This is a genomic window from Pseudokineococcus lusitanus (assembly GCF_003751265.1).
In the GTDB taxonomy this organism is placed as follows: domain Bacteria; phylum Actinomycetota; class Actinomycetes; order Actinomycetales; family Quadrisphaeraceae; genus Pseudokineococcus; species Pseudokineococcus lusitanus.
This window is the reverse complement of the sequence record NZ_RJKN01000004.1, coordinates 358,692-376,097: the sequence shown is the minus strand read 5'-3', so window position 1 is coordinate 376,097 and position 17,406 is coordinate 358,692. Positions and strand designations below refer to the sequence as shown.

14 protein-coding genes, 2 tRNA genes and 1 pseudogene are annotated in these 17,406 nt (G+C 77.8%); 9 read left to right on the top strand and 8 right to left on the bottom strand.

Going from position 1 to position 17,406, the window contains the following annotated elements; all coding sequences use genetic code 11:
- Positions 1–97 precede the first annotated feature (97 nt).
- Together EDC03_RS09905 and EDC03_RS09900 are read right to left on the bottom strand one after the other, a co-directional pair.
- Positions 98–727, bottom strand: a complete 630-nt coding sequence (locus tag EDC03_RS09905) for an MBL fold metallo-hydrolase (protein ID WP_123380028.1) — start codon at positions 725–727, stop codon at positions 98–100.
- Positions 727–1,812 (bottom strand): S-(hydroxymethyl)mycothiol dehydrogenase, encoded by a 1,086-nt coding sequence (locus tag EDC03_RS09900; RefSeq protein ID WP_123380027.1) that lies wholly within the window; start codon positions 1,810–1,812, stop codon positions 727–729. The genes EDC03_RS09905 and EDC03_RS09900 overlap by 1 nt, the downstream gene beginning before the upstream one ends.
- Positions 1,813–1,940: 128 nt before the next feature.
- Here EDC03_RS09900 and cysS point away from each other — a divergent pair, with 128 nt between their 5' ends.
- Together cysS and rlmB are read left to right on the top strand one after the other, a co-directional pair.
- Complete coding sequence (cysS, locus tag EDC03_RS09895; protein WP_123380026.1) at positions 1,941–3,386, top strand: cysteine--tRNA ligase; 1,446 nt, start codon at positions 1,941–1,943, stop codon at positions 3,384–3,386.
- A gap of 67 nt (positions 3,387–3,453) precedes the next feature.
- Positions 3,454–4,422, top strand: a complete 969-nt coding sequence (rlmB, locus tag EDC03_RS09890) for a 23S rRNA (guanosine(2251)-2'-O)-methyltransferase RlmB (RefSeq protein ID WP_123380025.1) — start codon at positions 3,454–3,456, stop codon at positions 4,420–4,422.
- Positions 4,423–4,447: 25 nt separating this feature from the next.
- Here rlmB and EDC03_RS09885 read toward each other — a convergent pair whose 3' ends face one another.
- Both EDC03_RS09885 and EDC03_RS09880 read right to left on the bottom strand, forming a co-directional pair.
- Positions 4,448–5,695 carry a DUF4032 domain-containing protein gene (locus tag EDC03_RS09885; RefSeq protein WP_123380024.1) on the bottom strand — a complete coding sequence of 416 codons (1,248 nt, stop codon included), beginning with the start codon at positions 5,693–5,695 and terminating at the stop codon, positions 4,448–4,450.
- Positions 5,696–5,845: 150 nt separating this feature from the next.
- Positions 5,846–6,916, bottom strand: coding sequence for an ABC transporter ATP-binding protein (locus EDC03_RS09880; protein WP_123380023.1), 1,071 nt, complete (start codon positions 6,914–6,916; stop codon positions 5,846–5,848).
- 331 nt (positions 6,917–7,247) lie between these two features.
- On the opposite strand from EDC03_RS09880, the gene EDC03_RS09875 reads away from it, so the two are divergent.
- A complete protein-coding gene (locus EDC03_RS09875; protein ID WP_123380022.1) occupies positions 7,248–8,279 on the top strand; it encodes a LacI family DNA-binding transcriptional regulator in 1,032 nt (343 codons plus the stop codon).
- Positions 8,280–8,298: 19 nt separating this feature from the next.
- Here the strand turns inward: EDC03_RS09875 and EDC03_RS09870 are convergent, their stop codons facing one another.
- Complete coding sequence (locus EDC03_RS09870) at positions 8,299–8,826, bottom strand: helix-turn-helix domain-containing protein (protein ID WP_199720109.1); 528 nt, start codon at positions 8,824–8,826, stop codon at positions 8,299–8,301.
- A gap of 179 nt (positions 8,827–9,005) precedes the next feature.
- Between EDC03_RS09870 and EDC03_RS09865 the strand changes: the two genes are divergently transcribed.
- Positions 9,006–10,217 (top strand): benzoate/H(+) symporter BenE family transporter, encoded by a 1,212-nt coding sequence (locus EDC03_RS09865; protein ID WP_158674259.1) that lies wholly within the window; start codon positions 9,006–9,008, stop codon positions 10,215–10,217.
- Between the two features lie 78 nt (positions 10,218–10,295).
- On the opposite strand, the gene otsB is transcribed toward EDC03_RS09865, so the two are convergent.
- On the bottom strand, positions 10,296–11,105 hold the full coding sequence (gene otsB, locus EDC03_RS09860; protein WP_123380020.1) for a trehalose-phosphatase: 810 nt from the start codon (positions 11,103–11,105) through the stop codon (positions 10,296–10,298).
- On the bottom strand, positions 11,102–12,592 hold the full coding sequence (locus EDC03_RS09855) for an alpha,alpha-trehalose-phosphate synthase (UDP-forming) (protein WP_123380125.1): 1,491 nt from the start codon (positions 12,590–12,592) through the stop codon (positions 11,102–11,104). The genes otsB and EDC03_RS09855 overlap by 4 nt, the downstream gene beginning before the upstream one ends.
- Before the next feature lie 405 nt (positions 12,593–12,997).
- Between EDC03_RS09855 and EDC03_RS17870 the strand changes: the two genes are divergently transcribed.
- The 3 genes from EDC03_RS17870 to EDC03_RS09840 all read left to right on the top strand — a co-directional run bounded on the left by EDC03_RS17870 (position 12,998) and on the right by EDC03_RS09840 (position 16,653).
- Positions 12,998–15,325 carry a serine/threonine-protein kinase gene (locus EDC03_RS17870; RefSeq protein WP_199720108.1) on the top strand — a complete coding sequence of 776 codons (2,328 nt, stop codon included), beginning with the start codon at positions 12,998–13,000 and terminating at the stop codon, positions 15,323–15,325.
- 96 nt (positions 15,326–15,421) lie between these two features.
- The gene (locus EDC03_RS09845; protein WP_123380019.1) at positions 15,422–15,751 is read left to right on the top strand and encodes a hypothetical protein; all 330 of its coding nucleotides are present in this window, start codon (positions 15,422–15,424) and stop codon (positions 15,749–15,751) included.
- A 134-nt stretch (positions 15,752–15,885) separates the two neighbouring features.
- Complete coding sequence (locus EDC03_RS09840) at positions 15,886–16,653, top strand: DsbA family protein (RefSeq protein ID WP_123380018.1); 768 nt, start codon at positions 15,886–15,888, stop codon at positions 16,651–16,653.
- Positions 16,654–16,794: 141 nt separating this feature from the next.
- Here the strand turns inward: EDC03_RS09840 and EDC03_RS18570 are convergent.
- A pseudogene (locus EDC03_RS18570) lies at positions 16,795–16,977 on the bottom strand (PIG-L deacetylase family protein); the annotation flags it as partial.
- A 194-nt stretch (positions 16,978–17,171) separates the two neighbouring features.
- Between EDC03_RS18570 and EDC03_RS09830 the strand changes: the two are divergent.
- Both EDC03_RS09830 and EDC03_RS17615 read left to right on the top strand, forming a co-directional pair.
- Positions 17,172–17,244, top strand: a tRNA-Thr gene (locus tag EDC03_RS09830).
- A 40-nt stretch (positions 17,245–17,284) separates the two neighbouring features.
- Positions 17,285–17,360 (top strand) — tRNA-Thr (locus tag EDC03_RS17615).
- The last annotated feature ends 46 nt before the right edge of the window (positions 17,361–17,406 follow it).

Here is a 17,406-nt window from a genome sequence, read left to right as displayed (position 1 = left end):
CCCACATACCTACGGTGCCGTCGCCCGCCGCGCCAGCCGAGGACGGCCGTCGGACGCCCGTCCGTGACGTCCCTCACGCGGTACGGGCGACGGCGGGTCAGTGCCCCCGGTCGAGCCACTCCTGCAGGTGGGGTGCCTCGTCCCCGATGGTCGTGCTGCCCCCGTGGCCGGTGCGCACCTCGGTGTCGGGCGGCAGCGCGAGCAGGCGCTCGCGGATCGACGTGATGATCGTCGGGAAGTCGCTGTAGGAGCGGCCCGTCGCGCCGGGGCCGCCCTGGAACAGCGTGTCGCCGGTGAGGACGACGCCGAGCGCGGGCACGTGGAGGCAGACCGAGCCGGGCGAGTGCCCCGGCGTGTGGAGCACGTGGACGTCGACGCCCGCGACGTGGAGCACCTGGCCGTCCTCGAGCGTGCCGGTTGGCGCCGTGGACGGGTGCGTCATGGTCCACAGCCCGAGGTCGTCGGGGTGCAGCAGCACGGGCGCCGCGAAGCGCTCGCCCAGGTCCGGCGCCACGGTGACGTGGTCGTCGTGGGCGTGGGTGCACACGACCGCGACGACGCGCCGGGTGCCGACCGCCTCGGCGATGGGCCCCAGCTCGTGGGGGGCGTCGACGACGAGGACCTCCTCGTCGTCGCCGACCAGCCAGACGTTGTTGTCGACGTCCCAGGTGCCGCCGTCGAGGCTGAAGGTGCCGGACGTCGTGAGGTGCTCGACCCGCGCCGCCATCAGAGCACCACCACCGAGCGGAGGACGTCGCCGCGCTGCATGCGGGCGAAGGCCTCCTCGACGTCGCCGATGCCGACCGTCTCGGAGACGAAGTCGGCCAGCGGGAAGCGGCCCTGCAGGGCGAGGTCCGCGAGCATCGGGAAGTCGCGGCTCGGCAGGCAGTCGCCGTACCAGGAGGACTTGAGCGCCCCGCCGCGGCCGAACACGTCGCCCATCGGCAGCTCGACGGTGTGCTCGGGGTTCGGCACCCCCACGAGGACGACGGTGCCGGCGAGGTCGCGGGCGTCGAAGGCCTGGCGGTAGGTCTCGGGGCGGCCCACGGCGTCGACGACGACGTCGGCCCCGACGCCCCCGCAGATCTCGTGGACGCGGGCGACGACGTCCTCGGACCGGCTGTTGACGGTGTGCGTCGCGCCGAAACCCTTCGCCCACTCCAGCTTCCGGTCCTCGACGTCGACGGCGACGACCGTCGTCGCCCCGGCGAGGCGGGCACCGGCGATCGCCGCGTCGCCGACGCCGCCGCAGCCGATGACGGCCACGGACTGCCCGCGCGTGACGCCGCCGGTGTTGACGGCCGCGCCGAAGCCGGCCATGACGCCGCACCCGAGCAGGCCCGCCTGCTCCGCGGGCAGGCGCTCGTCGACCTTCGTGCACTGCCCGGCGGCGACGAGCGTCTTGCTCGCGAAGGCGCCGATGCCGAGCGCCGGCGACAGCGGCGTCCCGTCGGCCAGCGTCATGGGCGTGCTCGCGTTGCGGGTGTCGAAGCAGTACCAGGGCTTCCCGGCGGCGCAGGCGCGGCAGACGCCGCAGACCGCGCGCCAGTTGAGGACGACGAAGTCGCCCACCTCGAGGCCGACGACGCCCTCGCCCACCGCGGAGACGCGGCCGGCGGCCTCGTGGCCGAGGAGGTACGGGTAGTCGTCGCCGATCCCGCCCTCGCGGTAGTGCAGGTCGGTGTGGCAGACGCCGCAGGCCTCGACGTCGACGACGGCGTCGCCGGGCCCCGGGTCGGGGACGACGACGTCGACGAGCTCGACGGGGGCGCCCTTCGCGCGGGCGACGACCCCTTGGACGGTGTGCGGCATGACGCCTCCTGCTGGTCGGGTGCGGGGCGCCCACCGCCTCGAGGGGGAGCGCCGGCCGGTCCGCCGACCCTAGGCGGGCCGCCCGTCGCCCGCCCGGGGGCCGGCGCGCCCGCCGGTAGGCTCGGCGGGTGAGCCTGCGCCTGCACGACACCGCCAGCGGCGCGGTGCGGCCGTTCGAGCCCCTCGTCCCGGGCGAGGCGTCCGTCTACCTCTGCGGCGCCACGGTGCAGGCCCCGCCCCACATCGGCCACGTCCGCTCGGGCATCGCCTTCGACGTCCTCGCGCGCTGGCTCGAGGTCGGCCACGGGCTCCGCGTCACCTTCGTCCGCAACGTCACCGACGTCGACGACAAGATCCTCGCCAAGAGCGCCGAGGCGGGTGTCCCCTGGTGGGCCTGGGCCTCCGTCAACGAGCAGGCCTTCACCGCGGCCTACGACGCGCTCGGCGTCCGCCGGCCGACCTACGAGCCCCGCGCCACGGGGCACGTCACCGAGATGCTCGAGCTCGTCGACGAGCTCGTCGAGAAGGGGCACGCCTACCTCGCCCCCGACGGCAGCGGGGACGTCTACTTCGACGTCCGCTCGTGGCCGGACTACGGCTCCCTCACCCACCAGGCGCTCGCCGACATGGAGCCGGCGGCGGACGCCGACCCGCGCGGCAAGCGCGACCCGCGCGACTTCGCCCTCTGGAAGGGCGCCAAGGAGGGCGAGCAGGCGAGCTGGCGGACCCCGTGGGGCCGCGGCCGCCCGGGCTGGCACCTCGAGTGCTCCGCCATGGCGCGCCGCTACCTCGGGCGGGCCTTCGACATCCACGCCGGCGGGCTCGACCTCCGCTTCCCGCACCACGAGAACGAGCAGGCGCAGTCGCGGGCGGCGGGCGACGACTTCGCCCGCACGTGGCTGCACAACGGCTGGGTCACCGTCGGCGGCGAGAAGATGAGCAAGTCGCTCGGCAACTCGCTGGTCGTCTCGACCGTCCTCGCCGGCGGCGCGCGGCCGCTCGCGCTGCGGTACGCGCTGGGGACGGCCCACTACCGCTCGATGATCGAGTACGCGCCCGAGCACCTCGCGGACGCCGGCCGCGCGCTCGACCGCGTCGAGGGCTTCCTCCGGCGGGCGGGGGAGGCGGCCGGGGACGCCGGGTCCGCGGCGGCGCCGGACCGGCTCGAGCGGTCGTCGGTGCCCGGGGCCTTCGCCGCGGCGCTCGACGACGACCTCAACGTGCCCGGGGCGCTCGCCGTCCTCCACGAGCGGGTCCGCGCCGGCAACACCGCCCTGGAGGCGGGGGACGTCGCCGCCGCCGGCGAGGCCCGGCGCGAGGTCGTCGCCATGGCCGACGTCCTCGGCATCAACCCCCTCGACCCGCACTGGGCCGGCACCACCGCGGGCGGCGGCCGCGCCGAGGAGGCGCTCGACGCGCTCGTGCGCGCCGAGCTCGAGCGCCGGGCCGGGGCGCGGGCCGCCCGCGACTTCGCGGCCGCCGACGCGGTCCGGGACCGGCTCGCCGGCCTCGGCATCGCCGTCGAGGACACCCCGGACGGGGCCCGCTGGACCTGGGCCGACCGGCCCTCCTGATCGTCCGCCCGGCGACGTCGGGCACCGGAGCACCACCCCCGCAGACCCCCTCAGCAAGGAGCACCCCGTGGCCGGCAACAGCGAACGGCGTGGCGCGGTCCGCCGCGGCGCCTCGAAGAAGGGCCCCACCGTCGGCAGCGGCGGACGGGGACGGCGCGCCCTCGAGGGCAAGGGCCCGACGCCGAAGGCCGAGGACCGCGTGTACCACGTGGCCCACAAGCGGGCCGCGGCCGCGGCCAAGCGCACCGGCGCCCCGGCGGGCGGCGGGCGCGCCCCGCAGCGCCGTCGGTCCGGCGGCAGCACCGAGGTCGTCGCGGGCCGCAACTCCGTCGTCGAGGCGCTGCGCGCGGGCATCCCCGCGACGGCGCTCTACGTGGCCGCCCGGGTCGAGTCCGACGACCGCACGCGCGAGGCCATCAAGACGGCCGCCGACCGCGGCATCGCCCTCCTCGAGGCCTCCCGTACCGACCTCGACCGGCTCACCGACGGCGCCGTGCACCAGGGCCTCGCGCTCCAGGTGCCGCCGTACGCGTACGCCGACGTCGCCGACCTCCTCGAGGCGGCCGAGAGCTCCGACCGCGCGCCGCTCCTCGTGGCGCTCGACGGCGTCACCGACCCCCGCAACCTCGGTGCGGTCCTGCGCTCGACGGCCGCCTTCGGCGGCCACGGCGTCGTCGTGCCCGAGCGGCGCTCCGCCGGGGTCACCGCGTCGGCGTGGAAGACCTCGGCCGGTGCCGCGGCGCGCGTCCCCGTGGCGCGGGTCACGAACCTCACACGGACGCTCGGCGAGCTGCGGCAGGCCGGGCTCTTCGTCGTCGGGCTCGACGCCGGCGGCGACGTGCAGCTGCCGGCGCTCGAGCTGGCCACGGAGCCGCTCGTCGTCGTCGTCGGCTCCGAGGGCAAGGGCCTCGGCCGGCTCGTGCGCGAGGCGTGCGACCAGGTCGTGTCGATCCCCATGGGCGCCGACACCGAGTCGCTCAACGCCGGGGTGGCGGCCGGCGTCGCCCTCTACGAGGTGGCGCGCCGCCGGGGCTGACGCCCGGCCCTCCGGGGGCCGCGCGTCAGCGCGGCCCCTCGACGACGTCGACGCCCGCGGTGTCGACGCCGATGAACGCGGCCTCGTCGCGGCGGTGCACGAGCACCCCGTCGACGTAGGCGCGGACGGCCTCCGTGAGCGGGACGTCGCGGCGCTGCTGCTCGCTCATGAACCACCGGTGCTCGAGCACCTCGTGGTAGACCTCCGCGGGCTCGAGCTTGCGGCGCAGCTCGCGCGGGACGGCCCGGACGACCGGCTCGAAGGACCGCGCCACCCACTCGTGGGCGACGATCTCCTCGTCCTCGTTCTGCTGGTCCGTGGCGGCGCCGTAGCCGTCGAGGTCGTTGAGCAGCCGCCGCGCCTGGTTCTCCTGCGCGTCGATCCCCGTGAGCCGCAGCAGGCGTCGGCTGTGGTGGCCCGCGTCGACGACCTTCGGCTGGATGCTGACCCGGGTGCCGTCGAGGTCCGTCGCGATGGAGAGCTCGTCGACGTCGAAGCCGAGGTCGTTGAGCCGCTCGATCCGGGCGGCCACGCGCCAGCGGTCGCCGGCCTCGAAGGACTCCGTCCCCGTCAGCTCGTCCCACAGCGAGCGGTACCGGCTGACGATGTGCTCGCTGATCTGCAGCGGCTCGACGTCGTCCTCGAGCAGCTCGCCGGCCTGCAGGTCCATGAGCTCGCCGGCGATGTTCACCCGGGCCAGCTCGAGGTCGTACTCGCGCTGGCCGCGGGAGAGCTGCTCGTGCAGCTCGCCGGTCTCGGCGTCGACGAGGTAGGCGGCGAAGGCGCCCGCGTCGCGGCGGAAGAGGGTGTTGGAGAGGGAGACGTCGCCCCAGTAGAAGCCCAGCAGGTGCAGGCGCACGAGGAGGACGGCGAGGGCGTCGACGACGCGGGTCGCCGTGTCGGGGCGCAGCGCCTGGCTGTAGAGGGCACGGTAGGGGAGCGAGAACTGCAGGTGGCGGGTGATGAGCGCCGCCTCGAGGGGCTCGCCCGCCCGGTCCTCGCGGCCGGCGATGACGGCGACGGGGTGGACCGCCGGGACGTCGAGGCGGCCGAGGACCCGGAGCATCTGGTACTCGCGGCGGGCCACCGACTCCTTGATCTCCTTGATGGCGATCACCTGGTCGGACAGGCGCACGAAGCGCACGACGTGCCGCGAGATGCCCCGGGGGAGCGCCGCGATGAGCTCCTCGGGCCACTCCTCGAGCGGGGTGCCCCAGGGCAGGTCGAGCAGCGCTGGGTCGGGCGCCGCCGCGGTGATCTGCAGGCCGGCCATGTCGGTGATCCTCCCACTGCGCGCCGCGGTCGCGGCGCCGTCGTCCCGTCCTCGCGCCGCGGGTCCCCGCGGCCGTCCCGGACGCGCCGGAGGGCCGGCCCGCGACGAGCGGGCCGGCCCTCCGGGTCCGGGCGGTCGAGCGGCTCGGCGTCAGCCGAGGCGGCGGCCGTCCGAGGTCGAGAACAGGTGCACGTGGTCCGACTTCGGCGCGAGGCTGACGACGGACCCCTTCTCCGGGGGACGACGGCCGTCGACGCGGGCGATGATCTGGCCCTCGGCCCCGTCGAGCTGGGCGCGACCGTAGATGTAGGCGTCGGCGCCGAGCTCCTCGACGACGTCCACCTCCACCTTGAGGCCGCGGTCGTGGATCTCGAGGTCCTCGGGGCGGACGCCGACGACGACGCGCTGGCCGGCGCCGGAGAGCACGTCGCGCGGCACGGCGTGGACGTGGTCGCCGAAGGCGATGCCGCCGTCGGTGACGGGGACCTCGACGAGGTTCATCGCGGGGGAGCCGATGAAGCCGGCGACGAAGACGTTGTTCGGGCGGTCGTACATCTCGCGCGGGGTCGCGACCTGCTGCAGCAGGCCGTCCTTCAGCACGGCGACGCGGTCGCCCATCGTCATGGCCTCGACCTGGTCGTGCGTGACGTAGACCGTCGTGACGCCGAGGCGGCGCTGGAGCTGCGCGATCTGCGTGCGCGTCTGGACGCGGAGCTTGGCGTCGAGGTTCGACAGCGGCTCGTCCATGAGGAAGACCTGCGGCTGGCGGACGATCGCGCGGCCCATGGCGACGCGCTGGCGCTGGCCGCCGGAGAGGGCCTTCGGCTTGCGGTCGAGGTACTGGGTGAGGTCGAGGATCTTGGCGGCCTCCTCGACGCGGGTGCGGATCTGCCCCTTGTCGACGCCGGCGATCTTGAGCGCGAAGCCCATGTTGTCGGCGACCGTCATGTGCGGGTACAGCGCGTAGTTCTGGAACACCATGGCGATGTCCCGGTCCTTCGGCTGGACGTCGGTGACGTCGCGGTCGCCGATGAGGATGCGGCCCGCGTTGACGTCCTCGAGGCCGGCGAGCATGCGCAGCGAGGTGGACTTGCCGCAGCCCGAGGGGCCGACGAGGACGAGGAACTCGCCGTCCTCGATGTGCAGGTCCAGCGCGTCGACGGCCGGCTTGTCGCCGCCCGGGTAGATGCGCGAGGCCTTGTCGTAGGTCACTGTCGCCATGGTGTGTCCTCCCACCGGCAGGTACGTGCCGGACGATCCGTCGTAGGGGTTGCCGGGCGTCCGGGGCGGGAGCCACGTACGCCGTCGTGCCGTGGTGCGGGGCCGTGCGCTCGGCGACGAGCACGGGGTGGCCCCCGGGACGCGCGCTCGACCTCGAGGCGTGTCCCGGCGCGGCGACGGTGCGGTCCGGGGTGCGGACGGCGTCGTCGCCGTGCGGGCGTCATCATGCACCACCGGTGACGGCCGCGGGAGCACCCCCGCCGAAGAGGTGACGGTCCGTGCCGGGGGCGGCCGTCGGCCCCCGCGGGCGCCCGCTCGGTAGCGTCGACGGGTGCGGGCGAGGCTGGTCGACGTCGCGGCGCGGGCCGGGGTGTCCGAGGCGACGGTGAGCCGCGTCCTCAACGGCCGGCCCGGCGTCTCGGCCGCGACCACCCGGCGCGTGCTCGTCGCCGTCGACACGCTGGGGCTCGAGCGGCCGGCGCGGCTCGTCACCTCCTCCGCCGGCCTCGTCGCCCTCGTCGTCCCCGACCTCGACGACGTCGCGCACCCCGTCCTCGTCCGCGAGCTCACCGACCGGCTGGCGCTGCGCGGGCTCTCGCCGGTCCTCGAGGTGCCGCCGCCGGGCGCCGGCGCGGCGGTCGAGGCGGAGCGGCTCGAGGCGGTCGTCGGGCGGGGCGTCGTCGGGCTCGTCCTCGTCGGGGGGCGGCACACCGACCCGGCGGCGGACCTCGCGCCGCACCGGGCGCTGGCGGCGGGGGGCCTGCCGGTCGTGGCCGTCGGGGCGGCCGCGGGCCGACCGGAGGGGCGGGCGCTGGAGGTGCCCGTCGTCGCGGTCGACGACGCCGCGGCGGCCGACCTCGCGGTGGCCCACCTCGTGGCGCTGGGCCACCGCCGCCTCGGCGTCGTCACGGGCACCGGCCGGTCGGCGCCGGCGGCACGGCGCGTCGCCGGCTTCGAGCGGGCGCTGCGGGCGCGGCTGGGCGTGGAGAGCGCGACGGGGCTCGTCGTGCGCACGTCCCCGACCGTCGAGGGCGGGCAGGAGGCGGTGGTGCGGCTGCGCGAGCGCCGCGTGACCGCGGTCCTCACGACGTCGCTGCCGCTCGCGCTGGGGGTGCTGCGGGGCGCGCGGCAGGCGGGGCTGCGCGTGCCGGAGGACCTGTCGGTCGTCGGCCACGACGACCTGCCGCTGGTCTGCGACTTCACCGACCCGCCCCTGACGACGCTGCGGCCGCCGCTGCCCGCGATGGCCGGCGCCGCCGTGACCGCGCTCCTCGGCGACGCCGAGGAGCGGCTGCCCCGCGAGCTGGCCTTCCGCGCCGACCTCGTCGTCCGCGGGACGACGGCGGCGGCCCCCGCCGGCTGACGGGGCGGCCCCGCGGCCGTCAGGCGGGCGGCCGGCGCATGACGAGGACGGCGCTGACGTCCTCGCCGCCCTCGGCCTCCCACACGTGGGGGACGTCGCCGGCGAAGGAGGTCGTGCCCCCGGGCGCGAGGACGACCGGGCCGTCCTCCGGCCCGCACCGCAGGTGCCCCGCGACGACGAGCACCTGCTCGCGGACCCCGCGGCCGTGCGGGGCCGAGCGGCGGCGGGCGCCGGCCCGCACGCGGAGCCGGTAGACGTCGGCCTCCTCGCCGCGCTCGACGAGCCAGGCGTCGACGGCCGTCCCCGCGGCGTCCGGGGCGGCGTCCGCCGGCACCGGCAGCGCCGCCGAGAGCGGCTGCCCCAGCGCCGTCGTCACGGCGAAGAGCGTCCCGAGGGTGGGGTTGCGCCGCCCGGCCTCGAGCTCGGACAGCGTCCCCTTGCCGAGCCCCGCCCGCCGCGCCGTCGCGGACAGGGAGAGCCCGGTGGCCTCGCGCAGGGCGCGCAGCCGCGCCCCGACCTCGCGGCCGACGTCGTCCGTCCCGTCCACCGACCCTCCCTCCCTCCCGCCCGCCGGCGGCCTCTCCCGTCGCCCCTCCTCGCGACGTGTGGCCACGAGGCGGGTCGACCGGCGTCGATCGGTGCGACATGGCCACATGTCGCGGAACGGGGGGTGCGCGCGGCGGCTCGTCGTTCCACGAACAGAACGATGACGGTAGCGTCCGGCGCGTGACCGGGCCACGCCTCGCCGACGTCAGCGGCCAGGCCGTCGCCGCCGGCGTGGGCGCCGCGGTCGTCGGGTACGCCGGGTCGGTCGCCGTCGTCGTCGCGGGGCTCACCGCCGTCGGGGCGAGCCCGGGCCAGGTGGCGACGGCGCTGCTCGCGCTCGGCGTCGGGCTGGGCGTCACGAGCGTCCTGCTCAGCGCGACGACGCGGGTGCCCGTCGCGGTCGTCTGGAGCACACCGGGTCTCGCGCTGCTCGTGGGCCTCGGCGAGGTGCCCGGCGGGCTGCCCGGCGCCGTCGGGGCGCTCGTGGCCGTCGGCGTCGCGCTCACGCTCACCGGGCTCGTGCCCGCGCTGCCGCGGCTGCTCGCCCGGCTGCCCGCGGCGCTGACGTCGGCCGTGCTCGCGGGCGTCCTGCTGCCCTTCTGCCTCACCTCGGCGACGGTCCTCGAGGACCGGCCCCTCGAGGGCGCGGTGCTCTGGGTCGCCTGGCTGGCCGCGCTCCGGTGGGCGCCGCGCTTCGCGGGCCCCGCCGTCCTCGCCGCGCTCCTCGTCGTCGTCGCGGCCGGGGGAGGGCTCGGCGTCGCCGGTGGGCTCGCCCTGCCGGTGCCCGAGGTGGTCGTCCCGACCTTCTCCGTCGCGGCGCTCCTGCAGGTGGCGCTCCCCGTCTACCTCGTGACGATGGCCGCCCAGAACCTCGTCGGCGCCGCGGTCCTCGCCTCCTACGGGTACCGCCCGCCCGTCGGCGCGGCGCTCGTGACGACGGGGGCGGCCTCGGCGCTGCTGGCGCCGCTGCTCGCGCCGACGAGCAACCTCGCGGCCATCACCGGGGCGCTGACCGCCGGCCCGGAGGCCTCGCCCGACCCGGCGCGCCGCTGGGTGGCGGCGGCGTCGGCCGGCGTCGCGCACGTCGTCCTGGGGCTGCTGGCGCCGGTCGCGGCCGTCGTCGTGACGCGGGCCCCGGCGGACCTCGTCACGGCCGCCGCGGGCCTCGCCCTGCTGACGACCTTCGCGGCGTCCACCGCGGCGGCCGTCCGCGACGAGGGCGAGCGGCTGCCGTCCGCCCTCGTCCTGCTCGTCACCGCCAGCGGCGCGAGCGTGCTGGGGCTCGGCAGCGCCCCGTTGGCCTTGCTGGGCGGGCTCGTCGTCCGGGAGCTGCTGCGCCGCCGTCGGCCCCGGACGCCTCCGGGCCGCCACGCCGCCCCACGGCAGGAGTAGGTCGGCGGCCGCGGGTGCCGCCGCAGGTCAGGGGCCTGGCGCCGCAGGAGCGGCCGACCGTCTCCTGCCGCCCGGCGGTCAGCGGGAGAACGCCGCCACGAGGTGCTCGAGGACCTCGGCCACGGCGTCGGGGTCCGCGACGCGGAAGGACGCCGCGGTCTCGCCCGGGCCGACCTTGACGCCCACGTCGCCGGCCGCCGGGTCGAGCACCGCGAGCGCGTGCTCGTCGGTGACGTCGTCGCCCGCGTAGAGCACGACGTCGGCCCCGAGCCGCTCGCGCAGCATCTGCACCGAACGGCCCTTGTCGACGTCGAGGACGGCCAGCTCGACGACGTCCTTGCCGCGCAGCGCGTGGACGCCCGGCAGGCGCCCCGGCCCGTCGACGACGGCACGGGCGGCGGCCGAGGCCGTGGCCACGTCCGCGTTCCGGGTGTGGAGGACGGCGCCCGCGGGCTTGGGCTCGAGGTCGGTGCCCGGGTGGGTCTCGACGACGCGCCGCACCGCGGCGGTGACGTCGGCGAGCAGCGCGCGCTCGTGCTCCTCGAGGGGGGCCGTGGCGGCGTCGTCGCCCGGCAGGCGGACCTCCGCGCCGTGGCTGCCGACGAGGGCCGTGCCCGCCGGCGGCGCCGCGAGACGGGACAGCGGCTCGAGCGGCCGGCCCGAGACGAGGGCCAGCAGGGGGCGGCGGTCCTCGGGGAGGTCGCCGAGGGCCGCGAGCGCCGCGGCCGCGCGGGGGGTGGGCCGGGCGGCGTCGCGGTCGTCGACGAGCGGCGCCAGGCACCCGTCGAAGTCGAGCGCCACGAGGGGGCGCGTGCGGGCGGCGAAGGCGTCCAGCGCCGCCCGGAACGAGGCGTCGGTGCTCGGCGTGCCGGTCGCGTCGGTGCTCATGCGGTCCCCTCGGTGGCCTCGGCGACGTCGCGGGCGACGTCCGGGCGCAGCGCGGCGAGGAAGTCCCGCGCCCACCGCTGCACGTCGTGCTCGCCCACCCGCCGCCGCATGGCGCGCATGCGCCGACGCTGCTCGCGCGGTGCCATGACGACCGCCTGGACGACGGCCGCCTTGAGGCCGTCGATGTCGTGCGGGTTGACGTGGACGGCCTGCCCGAGCTCGTCGGCGGCCCCGGTGAACTCCGACAGCACGAGCGCGCCGCGCTCGTCGTGGCGAGCGGCGACGTACTCCTTGGCCACGAGGTTCATGCCGTCCCGCAGGCTCGTGACGAGCATGACGTCGGCCACGAGGAACAGGGCGGCCATCTCCTCGCGCCCGTAGCTGTGGTGCAGGTACTGCACGACGGAGTGCCCGAGGGTGCCGTGGGCGCCGTTGACGCGGCCCACCTGCAGCTCGACGTCCTCGCGCAGGAGCCGGTACTGCTCCACGCGCTCGCGGCTCGGCGTCGCCACCTGGACGAGGACGGTGCCGTCCGCCTCGAGGAGGCCGTCGTCCAGCAGCTCGGCGAAGGCCTTGAGCCGGTGGCCGATCCCCTTGGTGTAGTCGAGGCGGTCCACGCCCAGGAGGACCGTCTCCGGGTTGCCGAGGTCCGCGCGGATCTGCCGGGCGCGCTCCGCGACGGCGTCGGTGCGGGCCAGCGCGTCCATGGCCGCGGTGTCGATGGAGATGGGGAAGGCCGACGCGGTGACGCGGCGCCGGCTGCCGTCCGCGTCGGTCACCTCGACCGCCTGCTGGCGGGGCACGAGACCGAGGGAGCGGCGCACGGCCCGCAGGAAGTTCTGCGCGTCGCCCGGCCGCTGGAAGCCGAGGAGGTCCGCCCCCAGCAGCCCCTCGAGCACCTGCCGCCGCCAGGGGAGCTGGGCGAAGATCTCGTACGGCGGGAACGGGATGTGGTTGAAGAAGCCGACGGACAGGTCCGGCCGGCGGGCGCGGAGCATCGCCGGGACGAGCTGCAGCTGGTAGTCCTGCACCCAGACGACGGCGCCCTCGGCCGCGACGTCGGCGGCCGCCGCGGCGAACCGCTGGTTGACCGTGACGTAGTGCTCCCACCAGGTCCGGTGGTACTCCGGCGCGACGATGACGTCGTGGTAGAGCGGCCACAGCGTCCCGTTGGAGAAGCCCTCGTAGAAGCCGGCCACCTCCTCGCCGGACAGGCCGACGGGCACGAGGCGCATGCCGCCCTCGTCGAAGGGCTCGGTGACCTCCTCGGCGCCGGGGTCGTCGGAGGCGCCGCCGGACCAGCCGACCCAGGCGCCGTCCTGCGACTGCATGACCGGCTCGAGCGCCGTGACGAGGCCGCCGGGGGAGCGCTTCCAGCGCGGACGGCCGTCGGGGTGGTCGCCGTCGCGGTCCACGGGGAGGCGGTTGGCGACGACGACGACGTCGTAGCCCTCGCCGGCGGGCGGGGCGGGCTGCGCGTCCGCCACCTCGAGGTCGTCCCCGGCGCCGCGGTCGCCGGGACGGCCGACGCTGTCGGGGGGCAGGACGCCGGCGGGCGCCCCCTCGCGGGCCGACGGCCCGGGAGGACGGTCGGGCTGGTGGCCACTGCGTGAAGCCTGCGCGCCCGGCACCGGCCCTCCTCGCGTCGTGCGGCAGGCCGCGGGGGCTCCCCCGGCCCGTCGACCGGCAGGACCGGCCGTCACCGAACGTAGTGCCAGGTCCGTGGCCCGGCGAGCGCGCGACGACGGGCCGCGGCACCTGCCCCGCGACGTCCCCGCCGCCTCCCGGCGACGTCCAGGGGACGTCCGGGTGCCGGGCGTACGGTGGCGGACGGGGTGCCCGACCGGGCGCCCCGACCACCACGGGGACGGGTCGGGACGGGGGTGCGCCGGGTGACGGGTACGCCGGCGACGCCGTCCGGCGGGGCGCGCGGTGGGGGCCCCACGGCGCCGCTGGGCCGCAGGGTCGGGCCCTACCGGCTCCTCGTCCAGGTCGGCGAGGGCGGCATGGGCGTCGTCCACCTCGCCCTCGACCCCGACGGCCGGACCGTCGCGCTCAAGCTCCTGCGCCCGCACGTGGCCGGCGACCCCTCGGCACGGGACCGCCTGCGCCGCGAGGTCGAGACGCTCCGGCGGGTGCGCCACCGGCGGGTCGCCGAGGTGCTGGACGCCGATCCCGACGGCCCCGAGCCGTACGTCGTCACCCAGTTCGTGCCCGGCCGCAGCCTCGAGCAGCACGTCGAGGACGAGGGGCCCCTGGCCCCGGCGGCGCTCGCCCGCCTCGCCGACGGCCTCGGGCAGGCGCTCGCCGCCGTCCACGACGCCGGGGTCGTCCACCGCGACCTCAAGCCGGCCAACGTCCTCATGCTCGACGGCGACCCCGTCGTCATCGACTTCGGGATCGCCAAGGTGGCCGACGACGTCCGCCTCACCCGCGCGGACATGGTCATGGGGACCCCCGGGTACCTGGCGCCCGAGCTCGTCGAGGGCGCCGAGGTCGGGCCGGCCGCCGACTGGTGGGGCTGGGCCGCGACGACGGCCTTCGCGGCCACCGGCCGCCCGCCCTTCGGCCGCGGCCCGCTCGAGGCCGTGCTCGGGCGCGTGCGCCGGGGCGAGCCCGACCTCGACGGGGTGCCGGCCCAGCTCGTGCCCGTCCTGGCCGCCGCGCTCTCGCCGGACGTGGCCCGCCGCCCCCGCGAGGGGTGGCTGCGGCGCGCGGTCGAGGAGCTCGCCGCCACGGCCGGCGACGTGGCGCCCAGCGCCGGGGACGCGGCCGCGACGAGCGCGCTCGCGGAGCTGGCCGGCGGCCGGCTCGACGCCGACATGACCTCCGCCGTGGCCGTCCGCCCGCGCGGGCCGCGGCCGCCGCACGACCCGGACGCGCCGTACGACCTCGCCGCCGACCTCGACACCGGCCCGGGGGACGTCGTCGACGGCGGGCGGGGCGAGCGGGACCCGTGGGACGAGGGCGACGACCTCGACGACGGCCGCACGGTGCTCACGCCGCTGCCCGACGCCGCGGCCACCGCGGCCGTGCCCCGCGACGAGGTGCCGACGAGCGCGGTCCCGCGCGGCCGCGCCGACGACCTCGACGACGACCTCGTCCTCGACGACGCCGATGACGCCTGGGACGACGAGGACGCCGGGGCGTGGGACGAGGACGACCTCGACCCCGCCCGCGAGGAGCGCACCCGGGCCGTGCCGCGCGACGAGCTGCCGACCTCCGCGGTCCCCGTCGTCGAGCCCGCGCCGGCGACCTCCGCCATCGAGGTCGTCGCCACGAGCGCGATGCCGGTGGTCCCGCCGCCCGCCGACCGGCACGTCGTCGCCGACGACCTCGACGACCTCGGCAGCGGGGACGACCTCGCCGGCGAGCACCGCGCGGACCGGTACGCCCCGCCGGACGAGCGGTACGGGGACGACCGCGCCCTCCGCGGCGTGCCGCGCGACGCCGTCGCGCCCGTCCCGCTCCACCACGACCACCGGGCGTGGGACGAGGGCCGCCCCGCGCAGGCCCCTCCGCCGTACCGGGCGGGGCCGGACCAGCCGCCGCCCGCCGGGTACGGCCCGCCGGCCGGGTACGGCCCGCCGGCCACCGGAGGGCCCTGGGGCGAGCCGGCGTCGCACGGGTCGGCGCCCGTCCCGGCGGCGCGCCGCCCTGACCGCCCCGGGCTGCGCGCCGCGGTCGCGGCGGCGCTCGTCGCCACGACGTCCCTCGTGCCGGTCGTCGGGGTGCTGCTCGGCCTCGCGGTCGTCCTCGTCAGCCGCACGGTCGAGCGCTCCTCGCGGTGGGTGACCCGGCGTCGCGAGGGCGGGCTGGGCCCGCGGCGCGGCGACGTGCCGTGGGCGGTCGTGCGCTCGCCGCTGTCCCTCCTCGCGGCCGCCGTCCCGTCGGTGCTCTCGCTCGTCCTGCCGCTCGTCGTGGCGGTCGCCACCGCCTACGTCACCGCCTTCGCGCTGTCCGGCGCCGCGGTGGTCACGGGCGACACCGTCTCCCTCGCGGCGGGCGCGGCGGCGGGCGCGGCGACGACGTGGTGGGGACCCGGCGGGCGCCGGACCCGGCGCGGGGCCGTCCTGCTCTCGCGGGCGGCGCCCCGGGGCGCGGGCGGACGGGTCGTCGTCCTCGTGGCGCTGCTCGTCGTCGTCGCGGCCGTGTGGCTCTCGGTGACGGGGACGATGCCGGACTGGCGTCCCCTGCCCGCCGCGCCGTCGCTGCCCTGACGCGGGCCGACGCCCCGCGGGGCCGTCCGTCGGCGGGGCCCGGCGCCGCCCCTCCCGGCCCGCGGGCGGTCCCGGGGCGGACGTAGCCTGACCGTCGTGCGTCCCGCTGCCCGCCCTGCCGCCCTGGCCCTCGCCGGGGCGCTGCTGCTCGGACCGGCGGCGGCCTCCGCGGCCTCCGCCGCCGCCCCGGTGACGACGACCCCCGTCGCCGTCGTGGCGGCCTCCCCGACCGCGCCGGCCACGACCCCCGGCGGCGCGGCCACGCCGGCGCCGGGGCAGCCGACGTCGGCCCCCGTCGCGCGCGACGACTCGGGCACGGGGCTCGTGCTGCCGATCCTCGTCACGACGGTCGTCGTGCTCGTCGCCGGCGGTCTCGCCTTCGCCGCGGGCGTCCAGCGGCGGGCGCGGGACGAGCGCCGGCTCTGACGCCCGGCCCGCGCCACCGCCGCGGGCCGGAACGTCGGCCCGTCCCCGTTCGTCACCCGTCCGAGAGCGCACGAGCCCCCGCCGGGGCCGTCCCACCCGTCGCCGGCCCGGCCGGCAGCACCGGAGGCACACCCATGAGCGGCGACCCCCGCAAGCCGTCCAAGGCCGAGCGCGACGACCGGCGCCGCGAGGACGCGCGGACGAAGGCGCGCGCGATGCGCGAGCAGCAGGAGCGCGCGGCCCGGCGGCGCCGGCTCGGGCTCGTCACGGGCGGGGTCATCGCCGCGGCGGCCGTCGTGACCCTCGTCGTCGTCACCGTGACCTCCGGTGGTGACGACGACGCGCCCGTCGCCGTGCCCGCCTCGGCCACCTCCGACGGCGGCTTCGTCACCGGCGACCCGGCGGCCCCCGTGCAGGTGGGCGTCTACCTCGACTACCAGTGCCCCTTCTGCGCGGAGTTCGAGGCCGCCAACGCCGGGTACCTCCAGCAGGCGCGGGAGTCCGGCGACGTCGCGGTCACCATCTACCCGCTCGACATCCTGTCCCGCCTCGGCGACTACTCGACGCGGGCCGGCTCGGCGGCGGCGTGCGTCGCCGAGGAGGCGCCCGACGCGCTCGTGGCCTTCAACGACACGCTCTTCGCGGAGCAGCCGGCCGAGGGCGAGGGCGGCCTGCCCGACGACCGCCTCGTCGAGATCGCCGACGAGGTGGGCGCGGGCGCGGCGTCGGGGTGCATCACCGACGGCACCTACCGCGAGTGGGTCACGCAGGCGACGGCGGCCCGGGACGAGCGGGTCACCGGCACCCCGACGGTCCTCGTCGACGGCACCGTGCTCGAGCCGGAGCAGCTCGGCCAGTTCCAGCAGGTCGTCGACGACGCCGTGGCGGCCGCCGGCGCCTGACCGGTCGGCCGAGGACCTCGGAGCGGACGACCCCGCGTCCCGAGAGGTCGTCCCCGGCGCCGGTGGTCGTCGCGACGGACGGCACGGCCGGTGGTGGCGCACGGCCGCGGCCAGGTCGCGCCGCAGCGCCGGCCCCTCGGCGAGGACGCCGTCGGGGTGGTCGAGCAGCTCCGGCGAGGTGACGCCGACGACGGCGCACGACGCCCGCTGCTCCGCCTCCCGCAGCACCCGGGAGTCCGCCGGCTCCAGGCCGGCGATCCCCGCCTCGCCGTGGGTGGCGAGGACGTGGCGGACGTCGCGGCCCTCCGACGTCCCGCGCGCCACCGCGGGCCCGACGCCGTGCTCCGGGTCGTCGGGGTGCGCGGCGAGGACGAGGACGCGCTCGACGTCGTCGAGGGGGAGGCCGGGGAGCTCCTGCGGCGCGGGCGTCGTCACCGCGCCGTCGTCACCGCGCCGGGCGGGGCGCGCCCGCCGCGCGTCGCTACGCTCGGGGGGACGGCCGGGGCCTCCCCGGCCGCGCCAGCATGGCGCAACTGGTAGCGCACCCGACTTGTAATCGGGCGGTTGCGGGTTCGAGTCCCGCTGCTGGCCCCTGGCGCCGACCCGACGTGTCATCGGGCGGTTGCGGGTTCGAGTCCCGCTGCTGGCCCCTGGCGCCGACCCGACGTGTCATCGGGCGGTCGCGGGTTCGAGTCCCGCCACCTCGGGCGCCGACCCGCCGGCGCCCGAGGTGGCCGTCCCTCGTCGCGCAGG